Here is a 20,557-nt window from a genome sequence, read left to right as displayed (position 1 = left end):
TCAGGCTTTGAAGATTACGAAGTTAACGGAAGCAGTGAAGCTGTAAAAACGCTGGGTGGCGCCTACGACTTTGGCAATGGTCTTGAATTGAGTGCCGACTATGCCAGCCAGAGCAATTTTGCCGAGAAACTCCTGACCGAAGCCAGCTTCTCTACTGAAGCCGAAGGTGTGGAAGTGGGTGTGGCTGGTCAATATGGCCAAGTCGATCTCACCGGCGACAGCAAACCAGCAACCGGAGACAAGGGCCAATACACTTATGGTCTTAAAGTATCTGCTGGTGTAGGGCAGGCTGACTTTGGCGTTGCTTACACCAAAGTTGAGAGCACAGACTTAGGTGCCTACAAGTTCGGCTGGGAAGGCGGTGACGATGACACCGGTCACTTCGGTTATAACTCCATCCAGATCTCTGACTTCAACAGCAATGGTCAAAAAGCCTGGGGCTTCTCTGCAGGTTATGACTTTGAAGGCATCGTTGACGGTCTGAGTGTCAAGGGTATTTACGTCATGGGTGAGGCAAAGTCTGAGGACGAAACTGAGTACAACCTGGACATTAATTACGCCATTCCTCAGGTTGAAGGTCTGACTGCCCGCCTGAGATACGCGAACAATACTGTCGAAGCCAAAGGCGTAGATGATGTTGTCAAGACCGACACACGCGTCATCCTGAAGTACAACGTCGCTGTCTTCTGATCCGATCTTCAAAAGACCGACCTTATAAAGCCTCCGCACTAGCAGGGGCTTTTTTGTTGCCTGAAGAAAACGGTGAACTGACTTAAATCAACACACCATTAAAAAGTAATCGTCGCGAACGAATACTTCAGACGCAAAAAAGGGAGGCTTTCTACCCCCCTTGACGGACTGAAAAGAACTCAGAGAATCGATGCCAGCGTCATCACGAAGCGGCGTATTCCTTAAGCTTTTTCAGAGGACGCACCTTGACCTGTATACTGGCCGGCTTGGCAGGCACATCCATTAACTCGCCAGGCTTAAATGGGTTAGGTACGCCTTTCTTGGCTTTCTGAGCAGGTTTTTTTCTGGTCACGATCTTGAGCAGTCCCGGAAGAGTGAACTCGCCACAGCCCCGCTTCTTGATATGACGTTCAACCAGTATTCCCAGTTCATCCAGCACAGCCCCAACTTCTTTACGACTCAAACCGGTACTCTCTGAGATTTCAGCAAGAATCTGGGTTTTACTGTACTTATCCTTGATAGCTGCGGCTTTCTTCGCTGCCATACAATTACTCTCCTGATGGTTTTTCCCTGTAGGTTGTTCCGCACCAGCGGATTGCGATCTGCCACTTCACCAGGCTGATTGAATGTTTCACGAGGCAAGTCCAAAATATCGGACATTCAACTTCCCTAACCTCAGAGAGCCTGTAAAACCAGACTTTTGAAACATCTGAAATCACTATAACAAGTGATTTTTTACAGTGGTAGTCTTTTTTTGCACCCTTTAAGCATTGCTATAACCCTCTATATACGCTGCGTAGAAAGAGTTTGAGATAGAAGCACAATGGCGTTACATTAATCCTTACAGCAGAGTTACGCTGTGGTTTTTTGTTGCCCCGTTTGCATGCGCAATGAATTGAGCGCATTACTGATTTCAAAGCATTCTCATCATTTCGGGAGGCAGTCACTTCATTGATGCCTTGCAACAAAAAACTTTGTTGATGTATGCAGGAGCCAGAACGAGAATAGACCGCCCTTTGCGGCAATTACTCCCGCATTGGTCTAGCTCCTGCATCCATGCAGTCGTGCCGGATATCCGCAATTTTTTCAGTCACATAGATAACAACCAAAAGGACTCAGTACTTGAAACATCTTAAATTTATCCACATGATCTTAGGCATCCTTTCACTGACAGCACTCATTGTGGAAGGGTCCATCCTTAACGCGCTGCTCGGTAGTGCACTGGCTATTGCTTCAGCCACCATGCTGTTACTAACCGCTGCACTCATTCACCTCTGCCTTGGCTGCTATCTGACAGTCTATCGCTGCAAGAAATCCTACGTGCAGGCACTGGCTTCATTCATGCTGATTGCCGCGACTGCGCTCATTGGCTGGGCGATGTTTTCTCACCAGACACCTGAAACTCCATCCTCACTGCTCCTTGTGACCGGTGTCCTGTTGCACGTCGCAATCAACCTGAAATCCCTTAATCCCACAAGCCCGGTGGAAATCATGGATTCCGGCAGAGAGACAGGCACCGTCAAATGGTTCAACGTTTCAAAGGGCTTCGGCTTTATTACCCGGGATAACGGTGAAGACGTTTTCGTTCACTACCGTACCATTCGTGGAGAAGGTCACCGGACCCTGTCTGAAGGCCAAAGGGTAGAATTTATCGTGGTGGAGAAGGATAAGGGGCTTCAGGCAGAAGACGTTATCGCTGCTCCCAAAGGTCACTGAGATCAACACACCTCTAATGAACGGGGCCGCCCCCCCTGCCCCCCGTTCGCGTCAGGCCGTGATTAATAATGTGGAGGCGCACTCTCCTCCTGCTTTTCCAACTGAGAACTGGCCATGGCCATTAATTGCTTTTTCAGCTGAGTCATCTCCTGTTTAAGGCTATCAATTTCTTGCTGCTGACGGGTCACGACTTCATTAAGCCGGGCAATGGTATCTTCCTGAAAGCTGACCTGGGTCTGCAGCTCAATCAGTTCCTCATTCATTTCAAACACCCCATTCATTCAAAACAACTGAACAGTGATTCCAGCTTTTTTTTGATCTCACTGACCTGCCCCTTATCATAGGGCTTAGCTGGCAACCTGCCCCAAACCGGGTTTGGCCAGGCAGCATCACTTTCATAGCGAACAATGTGATGAACATGCGGCTGTTTAACCGTATTACCCAGTGCCGCCACATTCATCTTATCCGCCTCAAAGACATCACTCAGAATTGCAGCCGTCAGTGACGACTCACAAGCCAACTGCAACTGCTGTTCTTCATCAAGATGAAAGACTTCGTGAACCCCTGCCACTCTGGGCACCAAAATAAGCCAGGGATACTGATTGTCATTCATCAGCAAAACTCGGCAAAGGGGGAGATCCCCCATGACAAAGCAGTCTTCCTCCAGTCTGTTATCCAGCTGAAATTCGCTCATAATTTACTCCGGTTTAGCCGAGTTGCCAGTAATAATTCGCAGCACTATAACCAACCTGTTGGTGAAATTCGACTGTGATTCGCTCAACGTCATGACGTCTCTGGACAACCGTAGTAAAATGCGGCCTTTGCGTTTTGATAATCGGATAACTGAGCACATGCGTACTAGTCAATCCTTGATCTCTACCCTCAAGGAAACACCTTCTGATGCCGTCGTCGTCAGTCACCAGCTGATGCTGCGAGCAGGTATGATCCGTAAACTGGCATCCGGACTCTACAGCTGGATGCCCATGGGTCTGCGCGTTCTCCAGAAGGTCGAGAACATTGTTCGTGAAGAGATGAACCGCTCTGGCGCACAGGAAGTCTTGCTACCTGCCGTACAACCGGCTGAACTCTGGCAGGAAACCGGCCGTTGGGATCAGTTTGGTCCTGAGCTGCTCAGATTTAAAGACCGCCATCAGCGAGACTTCGTAATCGGTCCTACTCATGAAGAAGTCATCACCGATATGGTTCGTGACACCCTCAGCAGCTACAAACAGCTGCCTGTAAATTTGTACCAGATCCAAACCAAATTCCGTGATGAAATCCGCCCCCGCTTTGGCCTGATGCGTGGTAGAGAGTTCATTATGAAGGACGCCTATTCATTCCATACCAATCACCAATGCCTTGGTCGTGAATACGCAAATATGCACGACACCTATAACCGCATCTTTACCCGTCTGGGCCTCAATTTCAGAGCCGTGGAAGCGGATACAGGCTCCATCGGAGGCAGTGCCTCACACGAAATTCATGTACTGGCCGAATCCGGTGAAGACGCCATCGTTTTTAGCGACCAGAGTGACTACGCGGCCAACATTGAAAAAGCAGAGGCCTTGGCACCTGCCCACGAAAGAGCAGTTCCTTCCGAGGACATGCGTCTGGTCGACACCCCCGCAGCAAAGACTATCGCTGACCTGGTTGAGCAGTTCAACCTCCCTATAGAGAAAACGGTCAAGACTCTGATTGTCGCGGCAGACGAAGAAGCGGAAGCAGACTTCGTTGCCCTGATAGTTCGCGGTGATCACGAGCTGAATGAAATCAAAGCAGAAAAACTGTCTGAAGTTGCAGCACCTTTGCGCTTTGCAACAGAAGAAGAGATCAAACCCATCATGGGCGCCGGACCCGGCTCACTGGGCCCGGTTGGCATCAAAATCCCCTGCATTGTTGATCGCACGGTTGCGGTCATGTCTGACTTCGGTGCAGGAGCCAACCTGGATGGCAAACATCATTTTGGGATCAATTGGGAAAGAGACGCCTCTTTCGACTGCATCGCCGATTTGAGAAACATTGTAGAAGGTGATCCGAGCCCGTGCGGTAAGGGCACTCTGGAAATCAAACGTGGTATCGAAGTTGGCCATATTTTTCAACTGGGCACCAAATACTCCGAGTCCATGAATGCTACCGTACTGGATGAAAACGGAAAAGCCGTGACTATGGCGATGGGTTGCTATGGTCTGGGGGTTTCCCGTGTCGTCGCTGCCGCCATTGAACAAAATCATGATGATCGCGGAATCATCTGGCCCGAAAGCATTGCGCCTTTCCAGATCGCCATTGTTGGCCTGAAGATTGAGAAGTCTGAAGCCGTCCGTGAAGCCGCCGAAAACCTCTACAAGGAACTGACTGAAGCAGGCTACGATGTCCTTCTGGATGATCGAAAGGCCAGTCCCGGCGTCAAGTTTGCCGACATGGAACTGATCGGCATTCCACACCGGGTAGTCCTGAGTGATAGAGGGCTGGCGAACGGTCAGGTAGAATACAAATACCGCAGGACAGCGGATCGCGAAGACTTGGCACTCAGTGAAATTTCAGACTTTCTTAAGGAACGCCTGGCCTGAACCGATTATCAAACGGCCGTCGTTTTATAATAAAAACAACCTGATCACGGGTTTCATCCTCACACTTCTGCTGACTCCTGCAATCGGCTTGAGTCAACAGAAAGTGGATGAAGGCCTGAGAATCTATCTGGAAGAAGCACTCAGCACCACCGAGAGCTTTTCCGATCGTTTCGAGGCAGAAGTCTGGCTGGTCGATATGTCCAGCCGGCTAAAGCCATTTATGAAGCAACAGAGTCAGCGACAGCGACTGGAGCTACTCAAAAAAATTCACAAGAAGGCCACTGCGGCAAAGCTCTCCCCCGAACTGGTGCTGGCATTAATACAGACAGAATCCTCTTTTGACCGGTTTGCTGTTTCTTCTGCCGGAGCCCAGGGCCTGATGCAGGTTATGCCATTCTGGAAAAACGTCATTGGTCGCCCACAGGATAACCTGACCGACGTAGAGACTAATCTGAAATACGGTAGCCATATTCTCAGTTATTATCTGGAAAAGGAAAAAGGCAACCTGACCCGGGCACTGGCCCGTTACAATGGCAGCCTCGGTAAAACCTGGTATCCTGAGCGAGTGTACAAGAACTGGGATCGCCACTGGAGAAATGACTGAGACTGAACCCGTTGCTCCGGCCATGCCATCACTTGATTAACCGGTTGTAAAGTCGTAGAACAACTGTTCAGGCTCACTGGAAACACTGACATCAGTAACCCGAGCCATAGGAGGACCTTTATGCAGCCAGGCCACCAGCTCGTCGAGCTCCTTCTGTTCACCACACATTAAAACTTCAACCCTTCCATCTGGCAGATTTTTTGCCCAGCCGGTGACACCCAGTTTTCTGGCTTCCTGCTGGGTGGAGCCACGATACCAAACGCCCTGCACTCTTCCTTCAATCAGTGCGCGTCTGCATTCATTAGCCATTTGCATTAACCTTATTCATCAATGCCCGAATTTTCTTTTTCAGGCTATCCTTCGTCTCAGGTCCATATAGTACTTCTATCAGCTTTCCCTGTGGATTCAAAATCATTGTCGCAGGCAATACCTGAGGGGTTTTGGTCTCCAGCAGCGCCAGCGGACTCTGGGTAAGAACAGGAAACTGTATGCCCATATTTTTAGCTTTTTTTACCAGCTCTTCTCCCTGACTGTTATCGAAATCATACCCGAGAACCCGAATTTGTCCTTCCCTGGCCAAAGCGTTCAGCTCCGGAACCTCTTCACGACAGGGACCACACCAATGGGCCCAGATGTTTATAACGGTCCACTGAGCTTTGTCAGCCTTGAGAAAAACACCTTTTCCCTGGGTATCGGTCAAATCCGGCTTAGTACAGGCTGACAGAAAGAGACTGACCAGTAGCAGCGGGAAGAGTCGAAAAAAAAATAGTCGCATTGCCATCAGATCCAATAATGAGTTTGTTTTGATTCTAGCTGGAATGCCTCATAAAGTCGTCCGGAAGCCCCCCGGATTTGAGCTTTCCAGCATGAAGCTAACAAACCTGCTACTTTGTTTTCCAAATATAAGAAAACCGGCCTGAAAAACAGACCGGTTTTGAAACTGAACAGACGATTCAGATCATCAGGCCGTTACCGCTCTCTCCGGGGTCTGCCCTGATTCCTGTGATTCTGGCGAGCGGCTATAACCGATTACATTTATTGCAATCCTCGCTACGGACGCTTAAGTCCGACAGGCTGCCAGGTTCATTATTTTCAACATTCGATAAAGAGGTCATCAAGATGACAATCGAGTACAGCTCTCTGCTTTTCATTCAACTGTTTCAGTCGATCCACCAGTTGACCATACCATTCGGGCTTGTTCAGAGTCTCAACAGACTCCAGCTGCTGATCCGATGGGAAAGACCAGGGAAGTCGTTGACACATAGTATTGAGTTCAAGGTGCCTAAGATCCCTGGCCAGTATCATTTCACCCAGATCATTTTTACTGATAACGCCCTGCTCCAGCAGGTAACTGGTGTAAAGCTCCCAATCCTCAAGTGAAAGATTCCACCCCCTCTGATGTAGCTGCCTCAACTTGAAACTCAACCCTTTCTGAAACTGCTCATTAAATCCATTTAGAACCACCAAAACCCCCAGCAAGGGTGGAAGTGATTCATTACGGGTTTGATTGGATAAAGCAAAACTCCTGACCAGTACCGCACCAAAGAGAACCAGTATCCAACTTAAATAAATCCATAACAGGAACACGGGAACAGCCGCAAAAGCACCGTAGATTAATTGATACGACGGTGACAGAGTAATAAACAGAGCAAAACCACTCTTTGCCAGCTCAAGAAGAATAGCCACGACCAGAGCTCCTGTAAAAGCGTGACGAAAGGGCACACGCCGATTGGGTACAGCCATGTAGAGCAAAGTAAAAACAATGCTGCTCAGCAGGATGGGAGTCAATCGCAACAGCCACTGATCAACCCCAAGAAAGGCAGTGGTATCAGCTATGAGCTTCAGAGATGCCAGATATGATGTCAGCACAAAACCAACACCAATCAGGAAAGGTCCCATGCTGAGAATCGCCCAGTAGAGCAGAAAGCCGGTAATGCCCCGTCGAACCCTGTCCACCTGCCAGATCTGATTAATGGCACCATCAATGGTCCTTAGCATCATGAATGCTGTGACCACCAGAAAAGCAACACCCACTCCGGTCAACTTTCGTGCCTGTTGAGAAAAACTGGAAAGGTATGATTGGATTACCTCGCCCGCTGTCGGAACAAAGTGACTGAATATAAAACTCTGCACCATCTCGCCTACCCCCTGGAAAGAAGGAATAGCCGATAACATGCTGTAGGTAACCGTCATCATCGGCACTACAGCAAAAAGTGTCGTATAAGTCAGTGCTGCGGCATTATTCAGGCAACGGTGCTTGAAGAAAGTATCAGAGACAGACAGGAGATAGACACGAAGCCACTGAACACGTTGAGCCTGTGAAGAACTGGAAAGAAGCGAACCTGACATAACGAATCCCTGATATTGAAAAGAGCCTGACCAGAGAGTTTCAGCCAGACTCAAGCTCAGAGAAGCGTATCAGTTCTTGTGCCCGGGAGGAAAGCCATTCAGTATAGCCTCCACCGCAGTATTGATCTTTTCGCTCCGCTGTTCGGGGGTGGCACCGTGAATCACTCTGGAAGTCGAACGTCCACGCCATTGCAGCTGATGGTTTTCCGGATTCACAAAATCGATAATGAGCGAACCTTCCTGATAGTCTCTCACCCGGGTTTCTGTAGTAAAGCCCATACCCCGGAAACCCGGACCATAACCCATGGAGGTCGTCATTTGATTCAGTTCCCTGCGTGTGCGGGTTGTGGTTAGATAATTTACCAGAAAATCAGGATAACCATCTTTGCTCACCTCTCGATACCCTCTGGCCTGAAGATCACGGTTAATAGCGGCCCGAATTCGCATATCCGTCAAACCATCAATGTGATACCCCTCAACCTCATTGTTTTCACCTGCCTTGTTCAGCCACGCGTAGGTTTTCCAGTCTTTCATCAACCGGGTGGCAGCAGGAGTATTGTTATAGTCCCAGTCAAGCCTCTGGTTGGAGCAGCCAGCCACTGCAACTGCAGCTATCACAACCAGCAACCGTTTAAGCTTGTGCATGATCATACCCACTTGTTGAAGGAAGTTTATTGTTAGATCTGTGTCCAGCAGCGAATGATGAACGCACACTCAAACATGAGTACGGTGATTATCAGTACATGGCTTCAATTGCACCTAAACCCATTCAACGATAATCTTCCCGTCACAGAAATAATACTCGCAGTATGACTTCAGGCTCCCGGTCTGTCGACAGCTGCCCTTTACGATAAGACAAGTCAAGAGAAAGCAATATGAGCGTTACAATTTACCATAACCCGCGTTGTTCAAAGTCCAGAGAGACTCTTACCCTGATTGAGGAAAAAGGTATTAACCCTGATATAGTGCTTTACCTGGAAACCCCACCCAGCGAAGCCGCTTTAAACGACATTCTGAAAAAACTCGGTAAAAGCCCCGAAGAACTGATGCGCAGAGGCGAGCAGGAATATAAAGATCATATCAGAGGTCAGGATCTCTCAGAGCAGCAGCAAATTGCAAAAATGGTAACCTATCCAAAAATGATTGAAAGGCCCATCGTCCTTAGCAACGGTCAGGCCCGTGTCGGTCGCCCACCGGAATCTGTTCTGGAGATACTTTAATCGTGGAACTGACTCAAAAAGCCAATCTCAGCTACCGGTTGAGTCTGGTACTATACTTCTGCCTGCTAGCTTCGCAGATTGCGAAAGTGCTTTGGCTGCACCCACCCCAAAACTCAATATGGATGATTGCGTCATTCACCATTATTCCGCTGTTGCTGCCTGCTTACGGGCTGATCAGGCGAAAGCCAAGAGCATCGGCCTGGTTATGCTTCATTCTCTGCTTTTACTTCATCAGCGGTGTGCTTGATGCCTGGTTTATCACAGACTCCATTCATGGTTGGCTGATTACCTTATTCAGCAGTGCACTGTTTGTATCTGCCATGTTGTTTACCCGTTGGCAAGGACAATTAAACAACCCGTCCCGCTGACTGAACCCTTCCAGAATAAACCAACCCTTTCCCTCTCAAAAAAAAGCTCCTGCATGGGCAAGAGCTTTTTGTCGTCAACCGACTTTAATTGACCAGCTGCACTTCAACAGCTGAACCAGCCTGTTTCACCGTTGAGGGTGGGCTGCTAATAATGCGTTTCTCGCTAACACCTTCATTGCGGAGAAATTCGCTCACCAGATTAAGACGATCACTGGCCAGCTTATCCATTTTTTCCTGATTCGCAGGCCAGTTTACCAACAGCCATTGCTCCGCTTCTTTAATACGCTCATCCTGGCTGACATCACCCACTTCGGGTAATCTGCGATTATGAGCCCTAAGATACATTTGCTCAATCAAATGCCCTCTGATGTCTACTGGAATCTCTTTTACTTCTCCGGGCTTCGTTTGATGGATCGCCGAATAGAGTTCAACCAGATCGGATTCAAGCTCTGCTCTGGAGAGAGTTGGCCAATCTCGATCCTTGCTGGCCATCGCTTTTAGAGAAAGGTTAAGTTCAGGTCTTATCCTGAGTACCCGACTCCAACCTTTTAATTGTGTTTTGTCGTTCTCTGTCAACAAAGCCTTACCCGCCGGCATCTGTATTTCAGTGGACAACATTGGCGTAATACCTGCCTGATGGGAAAGATACTGTAAGGGCTGCTCAAGCACTCTCTCCCAAGTCTGGTGTATTGCTATTCCTGCCGCAACCAGAGGCGACTGACCATAGCGGGCTTTAATATCTATGGCAATGATGGACTGAGGATTTGCCATCAAAGCTTTCACAAGATTGATATCAAGCTCCGGATTGACTGGTCTGGCTTCAAGCTTTGAAAAAATCAGCTTGCCCCTGCTGCCACCTCCCACAGAGGAAGCAAGATTAAGGTTTACACGACTTCCGGCCAGATCGTATCCGGCAACAGACCGATCTGAAACGGGCAGTAAAGACAAATCCACATCTCTGGCAGAAAGGTTCAGGCTGGGGGCCACTGCATTACTCAAGTTGACACGGCCTTCCAGAGAGACAGGCACCCTTTCAAGCCAGTGCCCGCTGAGCTGAAAGGTGTATTGCTCTGGACTTAACACTTCCAGTTCAACCCTGCTGTTGCTGAATAGCTCAGGATTCTTTTTTTGAGAAGACTGAACAGCACCATTGAATTCGATACGCTTGACGGCTATAGGCAAAGAGCCCTTAGCAGATAAAGAGCCCCTAACCGGTAAAGAACCACCCTTAACCGGTAAATAACCATCAGCTGATAAAGGACGAAGGACAGTCCTTGCTATTTGTTCCAGGGGACTGCCATCGACAGTCAGCAAACCACCCCTGAATGAAAGGTCTTCGACAAAAGCTTTTCGACTTCTGAACCGAAAGCCCTCCGCAAATAACTCTTTCCAGTCCAGATTAAGACCTGAACCCAGATCCTGATACTCACCATCCAGCACTTTCGCCGTTCCAGTCAGCTCCACCCCCTGATCCATAGACCACTCAACAGAGAGGTCTGTTGAAAGAGAGCCTTTCAGCGAGCAATTTGAACATTTAAGAAATTTCTGACTGAAGACATCAGCCAGTGGGAGCTCATCAATGGATAACTGACCAGACATTGCCAGTTTCTTTAAATCAATAATACCGCCCAGCGACCAGTTAATGTGTCTTGAATCCTTGACTACTTCAATATCAATCTGATCAGGCCGATGGGTTTTCAGCTCCATTTTACTGAAATCAATACTGACTACTTTACTGGAACCAGTTTGCTCCGAGTTCACCACCCTCATCGACCCATCTTCAAAGACAAACTGCCCAGCTTCCCTGAGAAATTGATAAAGATTGGGCATAGGAGGTTTCTGGCCGATGATTGCCAGATCAAGAAAGATTCCGGGCTTTTTAAAATCAATTCGATCCAGCTCAATAGTTTTTTTCCACAAAGAGGTCCAGGCGACATTGACAGCAATAGATTCTGATTTAAGAGTAATTCCGGGAGAGATCCTGAGCTCCGGCTTGGTAAGCAGGAATTTACCGGATAAGAAGGCGTATTCTTTTTCAACAGGAAGGACTTCAACCCCTGTTTGATTTTCTATTTGCTGAAGCAGCTGGTCAGTATACCGACCAGGAACCATCAACATCACTGAAATCAGAAACAGCAGAATGGCCAGAACAACAACTAAGAACACAAACCGGGCAGCCGGTTTCTGGGTTTGCATACTACTTCTCTTGATTACCAGTTCATAACTTGTTTGACAAAGGGTATGGTCAACTTCCTTTTAGCTCTCAGTGAAGCACTGTCCAGCTTCTGCAGCATCTTAAATAAATGCCCCATATCCCTGTTACTGCGATATATGATATACCGAGCCACATCTTCATTCATATCCAGCCCACGCAAATGAGCCCGAAGCTGCAATGCCGACACCTTGTCCCTGTCACTGAGAGGCTGAACCTGAAACACCACCCCCCAGCTTAGCCTTGAGACCAGATCCGGCAGTTGGATAGAAAGTCTTTTAGGTGGACAACCTGCTGCCACCAGCAAGCGAGTCCGGGAATCCCTGAGACGATTAAACAGATCAAAAAGCCCTTCTTCCCACTCTGGAATGCCTGCTACACAATTAACATCATCTATACACACCAGTTGAAGTCTTTCCATACCTTCCAGCAGTTTGGAAGGATAATGAACAAGCTCCTGCATAGGTAGATAGATGCTTCGACCTTTTCGGCTATCTACCTGATGGCAGGCAGCCTGAAGAAGATGACTGCAACCAACACCGGGGGCTCCATAGAGATAGATAAACTGTTCTGATTCTACCCCACTGACCTCATGATCCATATCCAACATATTGACCAGCGCAGCATTATCTCCGCTGAAAAAGTTTTCAAAGGTGGCATCATCCCTGATCTGAACACTGAGCGGTAATTGCACAGGCTGGCTCACATACGACATTTAACAGCCTTGAGCGGGAAATGCCGCTCAACCCTAACAATGGATAGACATTCTGAACTCTCTGTCGCGGCATTTTTATCAAAAATCACCAGCTTCAGTGAGTTAATGGAATCTGCAAGAGACAGCTGCAACAAAACCATTCCACTCATCCCTGTTTGATTGGCAAGGCAAAATGGATTTTTGTTCGCTGAAGGCATAAAACACCTTATTCCCCCGGCTCACCAGCATTATATAAGTGGCTCGCCTTATAATTTCGATGCAGATGACGCAAGAGTACCATAATAATGGCTGCTAATGGCAGTGCTATTAGCATCCCGACGAAGCCCATAATCTGCCCACCCGCCATCAGCGCAAAGATAACAGCCACCGGATGCAGACCAATCCGGTCACCTACCAGATAAGGTGTCAACACCCACCCCTCCAAAGCCTGTCCCAGGGCAAACACACCGACCACCCAAACAAACGGCAAGTAGCCGTCAAACTGAAAAAGAGCGACAACAATGGCCGTAGTGAAACCGACCACAAACCCCATATATGGAATAATACTGACCAGCCCCGCCAGCAACCCGATCAACAACGCAAACTGCAAGCCTATCGCCCAGAGCCCCACGCCATAGATCAATCCCAGGGCCAGCATGACCATAAGCTGGCCTTTGAGAAAAGCCCCCAGCACCTCATCGCACTCACTGGCGAGTTCAACAACAATAGGTTCAAGGTTAACAGGCAGCATCAGACGGATGTGCTCCATCATATGATCCCAGTCGCGCAATAGGTAAAAAGTCACAACTGGTATCAGGAACAGATTCACGAGAAAACCTATGACTGCCAGACCCGAGCTGGTCACCGAACGTCCAAGCCCGGCCAGAAGCCCACCGGCTTTTTGCCACTCCCCTGCCATGGTCTTGACCAGCTGGCTGATATCAAACCACTCAGGATCAAAGTCAGTGTATTCAACCAGCTTTGGAATGACATTGAATCGAACCCACTCCTCCCAGGCCGGAAGCAACTGCATCAGGGTTTTGACCTGCTGGAATAATGCCGGTATCAGAATGAGCAACATCAGTACCAGAAAAGTAAAAATCACCAGAAAAACCAGTGTCACCGAAAGTGACCGGGAGAGCTTGAGTCTTTCCAGTCGATCAACCAGCGGATCGCCCAGATAAGCAAGCACAGCACTGATCGCAAAAGGCGTCATGACAGCCCCGACAAAATTAATCAGCACTACACCTACGAATACGATGCCTGCTAGCATCCATTGTTGCTGTCTGGTCATTGTTTTCCTTCTGTTGCAACTCGTCTTGCAGGAAATAAAAAAAAACGCACTTCGGAATTTGATGTCTGACTTGCCTTCAGCCTCCCAGCCAACGGTATTTCAAGGTCTTGTTGGCCTCATCAGCACCCATCGCTCTCATCTTCCGCCCCAGGGCAATAGCATCCGATAATTGGCTCAGTGTGCCATCAATTAACAATTCCAACTGAATTTTGTTGCCGCCGACTTTAACTGCCATCACATCCCTCACTGCCGTCAAACCTTTGAGGTATTTAATTAGCCCTGCATAGTCTTGTGTGCTGGCAATACCCTCCACTTCCAGCATCGGATTAACACTGCTGCCACCAGAGAGGACTGCGTAGTGCCGGGAAAGGGAATTACCAATAAGATCAGCAATCGCCAAAGCCAATCCTTCTGCTGACAGGTCTGTAACTGTGGCATCAAATTGCTGATTTCTGAAGATAAGAACCATGCGACCATTATACCGTCCACGAATTTCGCTCAGGCGCCCCCCCCCCAATATGGCCTCAGAGCCATACCTTGCTGATGCCTGAACCAACTTCCCCGAAAACAGTCCCCATACATCTACATCAGAAATAGTGGCACTGTCTTCAAAATCCATCAGAGGGATAGTCAAAGGCAATGAGCGAGCAGCCATAACACGTTCGAGGTCGCTCACCAACGGAGAGTCTGGTACCTCTTTCAGAATTTGCCTTTCCCCCTGCCTTTCAATGGCTAACCAGACAATGGTATCCGGTCTGCTGGAGCCCCAGATCCCCAGACCATTTTGCCGCAACAGACGATTAACGGCCGCTTCATCAAAACTCACCTGAAGAAGAAGCTGCTCTCCTGACACAGTATCAAGGCGTTCATAGCTAAAACTCTGAACCAGCGCAGAGGCATTTCTGAGTGACTGTACCACCCCCTTATTATTGAGGGTGCTGCGTTGTCCGGTTACTTTAACCAGTACCTCAGACAGAGCTCGTTTAATGCCTGCTTCCCTTTCCTCACTACCCTGACTGCTGACAGGTATGCCAACGCGATAAAGTCCGCTCATTTGTGCAGCAAACAGCTGAGAAGAAAACAGGGCCAACACAAGGGTGAATATCAGCCAGGAAAGAGGGAACAACCGTTCCAGCTTGCATGTTTTATACATAATGTCCGGAATCAAAAACAGGCACTCTTCCTGAACAAACTGCCACCAGGATCAATTCAGTGACAGAAAGGTTCATGAAATGTCAGCGACTTCTGACATGACTGCTTATCTTTGTAAAGAGTACTAATTACCCAGACGACGAAACGTCCGGAGCCCAGTATCCTCTCATTCTGCCATAACTTTCTGGTTTTGTAGAAAATCTTTAGCCGACAGTAAGAGGCTTATCGAAGAATCCGAACACCGGCGGGCAGCTTTATGATTTTTCCGGGTTACGTTAGAATGCGCGCTCTGATCAATCCACTTTCGATTCCATGGTGCGGATACATCTCCGATGAGCAAAAGCAACCGCGATACAAATTCGCCAGCTTCTTCCCTGAGCTACAAAGACGCAGGTGTTGACATTCAGGCAGGCAACGCCCTGGTTGATCGTATCAAGCATGTAGCCAAAGCCACTTCGCGCCCCGAAGTAATGGGTGGCCTGGGAGGCTTTGGTGCCCTGTGCCAGATACCTTCGGGTTACAAAGAGCCGGTTCTGGTTTCCGGCACTGACGGTGTAGGCACCAAACTAAGACTGGCTATGGAACTGGGCAAGCACGATACCATTGGTATTGATCTGGTGGCCATGTGTGTCAATGATCTGCTGGTGTCTGGTGCCGAGCCTCTGTTTTTCCTTGATTACTATGCAACCGGAAAACTCAATATTGACGTTGCTGAGCAGGTCGTTACCGGTATTGGTGCAGGCTGTGAGCAGGCTGGCTGCGCCCTGATTGGTGGTGAAACCGCAGAAATGCCCGGTATGTATCAGGGCGAAGACTATGACCTGGCAGGCTTCTGTACAGGTGTCGTTGAAAAGTCCAACATCATTGATGGCAGCAAAGTCGCCACCGGCGATGTACTGATTGGCCTCAAGTCCAGCGGCCCCCATTCCAACGGTTACTCCCTGATCCGCAAGGTTCTGGAAGTCAGCCAGGCAGACCTGAGCACTCAGGTAGACGGTAAACCAATGGCTGAAGCCCTGATGGCTCCAACCCGAATCTACGTCAAACCCCTGCTGCAGCTTCAGAAAGAAATGCCAGTCCACGCCATGGCACACATTACCGGTGGAGGTCTGACTGAAAACCTGCCAAGAGTTATTCCTGAAGGTTGTGCCGCCGTCATCAACACCGAAAGCTGGGAAATTCCGGAAGTGTTCAAACATCTGCAGCAAGCTGGCAACATTGCCCAGTCAGAAATGTATCTGACTTTCAACTGCGGTGTTGGCATGGTGATCTGCGTTCCCAAAGAGCAGGCTGAACAGGCCGTTGCCAGACTGAATGAACTGGGCGAGGAGGCCTTTATCATCGGTCATATGGAATCGGGCTCCGGCGACAAAGTCGTTTACCGTTAAGAGAAAGAAAGGCTTGCCCGACACTCTCTGAGCATTGTTCAGGCCTTTCTCCATTGCAGAGAAAAATCTTGAGAGCGGAAATGACGAATAACCATCGAATCGTCGTATTACTATCGGGCAGTGGCACCACTTTACAGGCCATTCTCGACCAGCAGAATCAATACAGCTACAAGGTGGCTGGAGTACTCAGTAACCGTCCTGAAGCCTATGGTCTGGAGAGGGCCCGGAAAGCAGGGGTTGACACCTGTAGTCTCGACCACAAACGCTACCCCAGCCGGGAATCGTTTGATCTTGGCCTAATGGAACGTATTGATGAGTTTAAACCGGATCTGGTGGTACTGGCAGGCTATATGCGCATACTCAGTAGTACTTTTGTCAAACACTACCAGGGAAGACTGATCAATATACACCCGTCCCTGCTCCCCAAACATAAAGGTTTGAACACCTACCAGTCAGCACTGGATGCCAATGATAAAGAACATGGAACATCGGTTCACTATGTCACCGAAGAGCTGGACAGTGGCTCTGTTGTTATGCAGGCGACGCTGAATATCACATCTGCCGATACAGCGAAAACACTTGAACAGAGAGTTAAGGTCATGGAGCATCACCTTTATCCCAAAGCTATAGACTGGATTGTTTCTGGCCGAATAATGACAAAAGACGATGTCATATCACTTGACAATAAGCCGCTTGGCCCCCGAGGATATCGCATATCTGAAAAAAGTATCGTCTCAGCAGAATAACTCCGTTTTAGACTTTCGTGTTTTTTCGGACATTAAAAACGGTTTCATTGATGAATGGCGATAAGCTGTGAAAGTCTCCCTGTTACCCATGGGAGGTTTTCACCTAAAAAGGAATTATCCTAATGATCCTTTTCAAGAGCGTCCCTGCCCTGATGGTTTCTGGCCTTCTGATCGCCAGCTCCTCTTCCCTTGCAAAACCCATAGAAGTTTCATTAAAGCCATTCACAGCGGAGTATAAAGCGGAAGTTTCCGGTATCAGTGGCTCGGGCACTCGCAGTCTGAAAAAAGAGGGCGACCAGTGGGTACTGAATTTTGGCGCCAGTGCATCGGTCATCGTCGCCTCCATCAGTCTGGATGAAACCAGTCGGTTCAATTTACAGAAGGGTCAGGCACTTCCCCGGGATTACCAATACGAGCGCAAGGGGATAGGCAGCAAACCAGCTAAAACAGCCCGCTTTGACTGGAAATCTATGGAAGCCTCCTGGCAGCAAGCTGACAAACAATCGAAGATCCCATTTAAATCTGGCGCTCAGGATCCTCTTTCATACCAGCTTCAACTTCGGCTGGACTTGAAGGCAGGAAAAAAAGAGCTGACCTACCCGATTGTTGACGATGATGAAGTCTACGAAAGGCGGTTTGTGATCGAAGCCGATGAAGTACTGAGTACCCCTGCCGGGCCACTCAACACCACCCGCGTAAAAGTGGTCCGTGAAGATAACGACCGCGAAACCTGGATCTGGTTTGCAAAAGACTGGGACTATGTTCTGGTGCAACTCCATCAAAAAGAAAAGGGTTCAGACTATCTGATTCAGTTCAAAGGCGGTGAGCTGGATGGCAAAGCGATTAAGGGCCTCACTCCCACTCCAAAAAAATAGATCGATTGGGGGGCTGAACTAATCTCCGTTCATGATATCTATTGGGCTGACGGGTTATGCTTTCCGGCAGCTAATGGATTCCGATAAGATGGCACTTCCTGTTTCAACACTCTTTCACCCTCTGAATATCAGGAGCTTTCTGTGAGACTTCTCCATACAATGCTTCGAGTGGGCGATCTTGATCGTTCCATTGCTTTCTATACCGATATACTGGGTATGAAGCTGCTTCGCAAGCACGATAACGAGCAATACGAATATACTCTGGCTTTTGTTGGCTATGCCGATGAATCAGAACAGGCCGTCATTGAACTGACCTATAACTGGGGCACGAGCGAGTATGACCCTGGCACAGGTTTTGGTCATATAGCTATCGGCTTTGATGATATCTATGCAACCTGTGACGCCATCCGTGCCAACGGCGGAAAGATTACCCGTGAGCCGGGCCCGGTCAAGGGTGGCACAACAGAGATTGCCTTTGTAGAAGATCCCGATGGCTATAAGATCGAAATGATCCAGAACAAAAGTGCATCTTCGGGACTCAGGGGATAAACACGCCATCACAGGGAAGTGAATCACTCAATGCCAGACAATCAAAAACCTTTCGCTAGCTGCATCAAAAAGATTCAGAGAATGGCTGGCCTCTGCCTGATGCTCCCTCTGCTTTTGAGTTGCTCCAGCAATACCGCCATTAACTACGCGACCGATGTTGTGGTCCGTGAGTTGGGTGGACCGGTCGCTGACGTCTACTCAGCGGTTCAGACAGTCAAATCCGTCCAGAAAGATGTGATCGCCTTTGAAGCCCTGGTTCGAATTCTGACAACAGAGGCCCGTGTTAACTGGGGTGACGAAAAAAGTGCCAGTAAGAAGGAATACGTCAAATACACCAACCATTACCGTACCCGGGTATTCGTTAACTTCGAACAGGGTAAGGTTCATGTTGAAACATTGGATAGACAGGATCTGAAAAAGGCTATTATTGTCACCCTGCTGACGCCTTACAACCCTGATGAAGTTGACCTGTTCAGCGACAAAGCAGTCCCCCTCGGCGAGGAGCCTATGCTCTACGGACAGGTTGTAGATCATCAGGGGCACCCCATACGCTGGGAGTGGCGAGCCAGCCAGTATGCTGACTACCTGATCAACCACCAGTTAACCACTCGTGCCAGCAGTAAGGGTACGGTTTACTCCGTTGACCTTGATCTGGTTGGCGACCATATGATCAAAAGGCAGTATCAATATGTCGGCATCGTTCGACAGATGTCGCAAAGATACAAGATCAAGGAAAGCCTTATCTATGCCGTCATGAGGACAGAAAGCAGTTTCAATCCCTATGCAGTGAGTCATGCTAACGCCTACGGCCTGATGCAGATTATCCCTTCGACGGCAGGAAGAGATGTCTTCAAGCTGGTCAAACGTCGCAATGGACAACCCAGCAGGCAATATCTTTTCAACCCGTTTAACAATATTGATGCAGGCACCGCTTATCTGCACCTTCTCGAAACACGCTATCTAAAAAATGTCAAAGATCCTCTGGTGAGGCACTACGCCATTATCTCTGCCTACAACGGGGGAACGGGGAATGTTTTGAAAACCTTCCACTCCAATCGCACCCGAGCTATGGAAATCCTCAACCAGATGAAACCTGAAGAGGCCTATTGGGCGCTCACCCGCAGGCATCCCAGGCAGGAATCTAGAAACTATCTGAAAAAAGTTACCAAAGCTCAGAAGGACTTTTATAAAGGTGATGTCTAATTTGACAGCACAACACGCTTATTTTCTTGAATTACTACTTGCCTGATCTATCTTTCCTCACTTCATAATTCGTAACGTATGGATCGAATAATGAAACAATCGCTTTTTGCTACACGGCTGTTGCCGCTTTTGTTTCTGTCTGCCATCTGTCAGGCAGAATCGTTAACAAGACGTTTTGTTGTCGAGTATAAAGAGTCCACCCAGAGCTTTTCTGTTAAGCGCAGCCTGAATTCATTGTTGGACAATCCGAAGTACCTTGCCGACACCAACGGCAATGCAGGTTTTTTGCCGCCCGATGACAAACCACACAAACATGGCGATTACGGACTAAAAATGACCTTTATTAAGTCCATTTCATGGCAATGGCTATACGCCACCAACGTGCTGGTTGCATACGAACTGATCCTGACCACCAGGGACGCGGCTCCGAGGGGCAAACCTTATTCATGGATACCTGCAGAAGCGTTGGTCACTGCCGGCTGGCTTTTAAAAAGTTACTGGAACCCCGATTCACTGCTGTTTAACCCGAGGGGTCAACTGGAGGTCAGTCAGGATGAGCCGTTTGCAATCACCACTATGATGCTCCCCGGACAAAACCAACAACAAAGTGACCAGCAAACCCCGACATCAGAATCATCCGACCAGCAAGCCTCAGGGGCAACTGGCCATGTCAGAGGCTCTGTCCCCAGCCCCCTGTCGTCTGGCTCTGGCGGTGACAATGAAGGCCCTGAACAAAACCAGCATACTTTGGGTTTGGATTGTTACGTCGATTCCTGTCATGGCGTTTGTAAACTCCGACAAGCACCCGATAGTAGTGAGTCAGCTGAAGGGGCAGTGGGTTCCGCAGAAAGTTCGACAGACCAAACTCATCATGTAATGACAGAAGCACAACCCCTTCATCCACAGACCCATGAGACTGACGCAAATGTA

General features: G+C 48.7%; 23 protein-coding genes. 12 read left to right on the top strand and 11 right to left on the bottom strand.

Annotated features, from left to right (window positions below; genetic code table 11):
- The coding region (locus KDK16_RS05060; protein WP_257274969.1) for an OprD family porin at positions 1-690 on the top strand (690 nt) is incomplete at its 5' end.
- Positions 691-892: 202 nt separating this feature from the next.
- Here the strand turns inward: KDK16_RS05060 and KDK16_RS05055 are convergent.
- Complete coding sequence (locus KDK16_RS05055) at positions 893-1,234, bottom strand: HU family DNA-binding protein (RefSeq protein WP_257274968.1); 342 nt, start codon at positions 1,232-1,234, stop codon at positions 893-895.
- 578 nt (positions 1,235-1,812) lie between these two features.
- On the opposite strand from KDK16_RS05055, the gene KDK16_RS13390 reads away from it, so the two are divergent.
- Positions 1,813-2,406 carry a cold-shock protein gene (locus KDK16_RS13390; protein WP_306670726.1) on the top strand — a complete coding sequence of 198 codons (594 nt, stop codon included), beginning with the start codon at positions 1,813-1,815 and terminating at the stop codon, positions 2,404-2,406.
- Between the two features lie 62 nt (positions 2,407-2,468).
- Here KDK16_RS13390 and KDK16_RS05045 read toward each other — a convergent pair whose 3' ends face one another.
- A complete protein-coding gene (locus KDK16_RS05045; RefSeq protein ID WP_257274967.1) occupies positions 2,469-2,687 on the bottom strand; it encodes a SlyX family protein in 219 nt (72 codons plus the stop codon).
- Entirely contained in the window at positions 2,684-3,100 is a 417-nt protein-coding gene (locus KDK16_RS05040) for an HIT domain-containing protein (protein WP_257274966.1), read from the bottom strand. Before KDK16_RS05040 ends, KDK16_RS05045 begins: the two co-directional genes overlap by 4 nt.
- A gap of 157 nt (positions 3,101-3,257) precedes the next feature.
- Between KDK16_RS05040 and KDK16_RS05035 the strand changes: the two genes are divergently transcribed.
- Both KDK16_RS05035 and KDK16_RS05030 read left to right on the top strand, forming a co-directional pair.
- Positions 3,258-4,973: a proline--tRNA ligase gene (locus KDK16_RS05035; RefSeq protein WP_257274965.1), complete on the top strand. Its 1,716-nt coding sequence runs from the start codon at positions 3,258-3,260 to the stop codon at positions 4,971-4,973.
- A complete protein-coding gene (locus KDK16_RS05030) occupies positions 4,936-5,577 on the top strand; it encodes a lytic transglycosylase domain-containing protein (protein WP_257274964.1) in 642 nt (213 codons plus the stop codon). Before KDK16_RS05035 ends, KDK16_RS05030 begins: the two co-directional genes overlap by 38 nt.
- A gap of 36 nt (positions 5,578-5,613) precedes the next feature.
- Here KDK16_RS05030 and KDK16_RS05025 read toward each other — a convergent pair whose 3' ends face one another.
- The 4 genes from KDK16_RS05025 to KDK16_RS05010 all read right to left on the bottom strand — a co-directional run bounded on the left by KDK16_RS05025 (position 5,614) and on the right by KDK16_RS05010 (position 8,571).
- Positions 5,614-5,886 carry an acylphosphatase gene (locus tag KDK16_RS05025; RefSeq protein ID WP_257274963.1) on the bottom strand — a complete coding sequence of 91 codons (273 nt, stop codon included), beginning with the start codon at positions 5,884-5,886 and terminating at the stop codon, positions 5,614-5,616.
- On the bottom strand, positions 5,879-6,352 hold the full coding sequence (locus KDK16_RS05020; protein WP_257274962.1) for a TlpA disulfide reductase family protein: 474 nt from the start codon (positions 6,350-6,352) through the stop codon (positions 5,879-5,881). Before KDK16_RS05020 ends, KDK16_RS05025 begins: the two co-directional genes overlap by 8 nt.
- 317 nt (positions 6,353-6,669) lie before the next feature.
- A complete protein-coding gene (locus KDK16_RS05015) occupies positions 6,670-7,926 on the bottom strand; it encodes a YihY family inner membrane protein (protein WP_257274960.1) in 1,257 nt (418 codons plus the stop codon).
- Positions 7,927-7,995: 69 nt separating this feature from the next.
- Positions 7,996-8,571 (bottom strand): DUF4136 domain-containing protein, encoded by a 576-nt coding sequence (locus KDK16_RS05010; protein ID WP_257274959.1) that lies wholly within the window; start codon positions 8,569-8,571, stop codon positions 7,996-7,998.
- Positions 8,572-8,801: 230 nt separating this feature from the next.
- Here KDK16_RS05010 and arsC point away from each other — a divergent pair, with 230 nt between their 5' ends.
- Both arsC and KDK16_RS05000 read left to right on the top strand, forming a co-directional pair.
- The gene (arsC, locus tag KDK16_RS05005; protein ID WP_257274958.1) at positions 8,802-9,146 is read left to right on the top strand and encodes an arsenate reductase (glutaredoxin); all 345 of its coding nucleotides are present in this window, start codon (positions 8,802-8,804) and stop codon (positions 9,144-9,146) included.
- Positions 9,147-9,148: 2 nt separating this feature from the next.
- Positions 9,149-9,514 (top strand): DUF2069 domain-containing protein, encoded by a 366-nt coding sequence (locus tag KDK16_RS05000; protein ID WP_257274957.1) that lies wholly within the window; start codon positions 9,149-9,151, stop codon positions 9,512-9,514.
- An 84-nt stretch (positions 9,515-9,598) separates the two neighbouring features.
- On the opposite strand, the gene KDK16_RS04995 is transcribed toward KDK16_RS05000, so the two are convergent.
- The 4 genes from KDK16_RS04995 to KDK16_RS04980 all read right to left on the bottom strand — a co-directional run bounded on the left by KDK16_RS04995 (position 9,599) and on the right by KDK16_RS04980 (position 14,867).
- Complete coding sequence (locus tag KDK16_RS04995; RefSeq protein ID WP_257274955.1) at positions 9,599-11,710, bottom strand: hypothetical protein; 2,112 nt, start codon at positions 11,708-11,710, stop codon at positions 9,599-9,601.
- 14 nt (positions 11,711-11,724) lie between these two features.
- The gene (gene hda / locus KDK16_RS04990) at positions 11,725-12,441 is read right to left on the bottom strand and encodes a DnaA regulatory inactivator Hda (RefSeq protein WP_257274954.1); all 717 of its coding nucleotides are present in this window, start codon (positions 12,439-12,441) and stop codon (positions 11,725-11,727) included.
- Between the two features lie 205 nt (positions 12,442-12,646).
- The gene (locus tag KDK16_RS04985; RefSeq protein ID WP_257274953.1) at positions 12,647-13,714 is read right to left on the bottom strand and encodes an AI-2E family transporter; all 1,068 of its coding nucleotides are present in this window, start codon (positions 13,712-13,714) and stop codon (positions 12,647-12,649) included.
- Between the two features lie 76 nt (positions 13,715-13,790).
- The gene (locus KDK16_RS04980; RefSeq protein ID WP_257274952.1) at positions 13,791-14,867 is read right to left on the bottom strand and encodes a DUF2066 domain-containing protein; all 1,077 of its coding nucleotides are present in this window, start codon (positions 14,865-14,867) and stop codon (positions 13,791-13,793) included.
- Positions 14,868-15,198: 331 nt separating this feature from the next.
- Here KDK16_RS04980 and purM point away from each other — a divergent pair, with 331 nt between their 5' ends.
- The 6 genes from purM to KDK16_RS04950 all read left to right on the top strand — a co-directional run.
- On the top strand, positions 15,199-16,254 hold the full coding sequence (purM, locus tag KDK16_RS04975) for a phosphoribosylformylglycinamidine cyclo-ligase (RefSeq protein WP_257274951.1): 1,056 nt from the start codon (positions 15,199-15,201) through the stop codon (positions 16,252-16,254).
- 80 nt (positions 16,255-16,334) lie between these two features.
- Positions 16,335-17,000, top strand: a complete 666-nt coding sequence (gene purN, locus KDK16_RS04970) for a phosphoribosylglycinamide formyltransferase (RefSeq protein WP_257279914.1) — start codon at positions 16,335-16,337, stop codon at positions 16,998-17,000.
- A 122-nt stretch (positions 17,001-17,122) separates the two neighbouring features.
- The gene (locus tag KDK16_RS04965) at positions 17,123-17,875 is read left to right on the top strand and encodes a DUF3108 domain-containing protein (RefSeq protein WP_257274949.1); all 753 of its coding nucleotides are present in this window, start codon (positions 17,123-17,125) and stop codon (positions 17,873-17,875) included.
- A 141-nt stretch (positions 17,876-18,016) separates the two neighbouring features.
- Positions 18,017-18,424, top strand: coding sequence for a lactoylglutathione lyase (gene gloA / locus KDK16_RS04960; RefSeq protein ID WP_257274948.1), 408 nt, complete (start codon positions 18,017-18,019; stop codon positions 18,422-18,424).
- An 81-nt stretch (positions 18,425-18,505) separates the two neighbouring features.
- Positions 18,506-19,627, top strand: coding sequence for a membrane-bound lytic murein transglycosylase MltC (mltC, locus tag KDK16_RS04955; RefSeq protein ID WP_257274946.1), 1,122 nt, complete (start codon positions 18,506-18,508; stop codon positions 19,625-19,627).
- A 90-nt stretch (positions 19,628-19,717) separates the two neighbouring features.
- A partial coding sequence (locus KDK16_RS04950) for a hypothetical protein (protein ID WP_257274944.1) occupies positions 19,718-20,557 on the top strand: 840 nt, incomplete at its 3' end.

This window comes from Endozoicomonas sp. SESOKO4 (assembly GCF_024606275.1).
The sequence above is the reverse complement of the archived record's forward strand: the minus strand, read 5'-3'. Positions and strand labels throughout refer to the sequence as shown.

Coding starts and splice junctions, on each gene's coding strand:
- KDK16_RS05055 (WP_257274968.1), bottom strand. CDS start 1,234: ATGGCAGCGAAGAAAGCCGCAGCTATCAAGGATAAGTACAGTAAAACC.
- KDK16_RS05045 (WP_257274967.1), bottom strand. CDS start 2,687: ATGAATGGGGTGTTTGAAATGAATGAGGAACTGATTGAGCTGCAGACC.
- KDK16_RS05040 (WP_257274966.1), bottom strand. CDS start 3,100: ATGAGCGAATTTCAGCTGGATAACAGACTGGAGGAAGACTGCTTTGTC.
- KDK16_RS05035 (WP_257274965.1), top strand. CDS start 3,258: ATGCGTACTAGTCAATCCTTGATCTCTACCCTCAAGGAAACACCTTCT.
- KDK16_RS05025 (WP_257274963.1), bottom strand. CDS start 5,886: ATGGCTAATGAATGCAGACGCGCACTGATTGAAGGAAGAGTGCAGGGC.
- KDK16_RS05020 (WP_257274962.1), bottom strand. CDS start 6,352: ATGCGACTATTTTTTTTTCGACTCTTCCCGCTGCTACTGGTCAGTCTC.
- KDK16_RS05015 (WP_257274960.1), bottom strand. CDS start 7,926: ATGTCAGGTTCGCTTCTTTCCAGTTCTTCACAGGCTCAACGTGTTCAG.
- KDK16_RS05010 (WP_257274959.1), bottom strand. CDS start 8,571: ATGCACAAGCTTAAACGGTTGCTGGTTGTGATAGCTGCAGTTGCAGTG.
- arsC (WP_257274958.1), top strand. CDS start 8,802: ATGAGCGTTACAATTTACCATAACCCGCGTTGTTCAAAGTCCAGAGAG.
- KDK16_RS04995 (WP_257274955.1), bottom strand. CDS start 11,710: ATGCAAACCCAGAAACCGGCTGCCCGGTTTGTGTTCTTAGTTGTTGTT.
- hda (WP_257274954.1), bottom strand. CDS start 12,441: ATGTCGTATGTGAGCCAGCCTGTGCAATTACCGCTCAGTGTTCAGATC.
- KDK16_RS04985 (WP_257274953.1), bottom strand. CDS start 13,714: ATGACCAGACAGCAACAATGGATGCTAGCAGGCATCGTATTCGTAGGT.
- KDK16_RS04980 (WP_257274952.1), bottom strand. CDS start 14,867: ATGTATAAAACATGCAAGCTGGAACGGTTGTTCCCTCTTTCCTGGCTG.
- purM (WP_257274951.1), top strand. CDS start 15,199: ATGAGCAAAAGCAACCGCGATACAAATTCGCCAGCTTCTTCCCTGAGC.
- purN (WP_257279914.1), top strand. CDS start 16,335: ATGACGAATAACCATCGAATCGTCGTATTACTATCGGGCAGTGGCACC.
- KDK16_RS04965 (WP_257274949.1), top strand. CDS start 17,123: ATGATCCTTTTCAAGAGCGTCCCTGCCCTGATGGTTTCTGGCCTTCTG.
- mltC (WP_257274946.1), top strand. CDS start 18,506: ATGGCTGGCCTCTGCCTGATGCTCCCTCTGCTTTTGAGTTGCTCCAGC.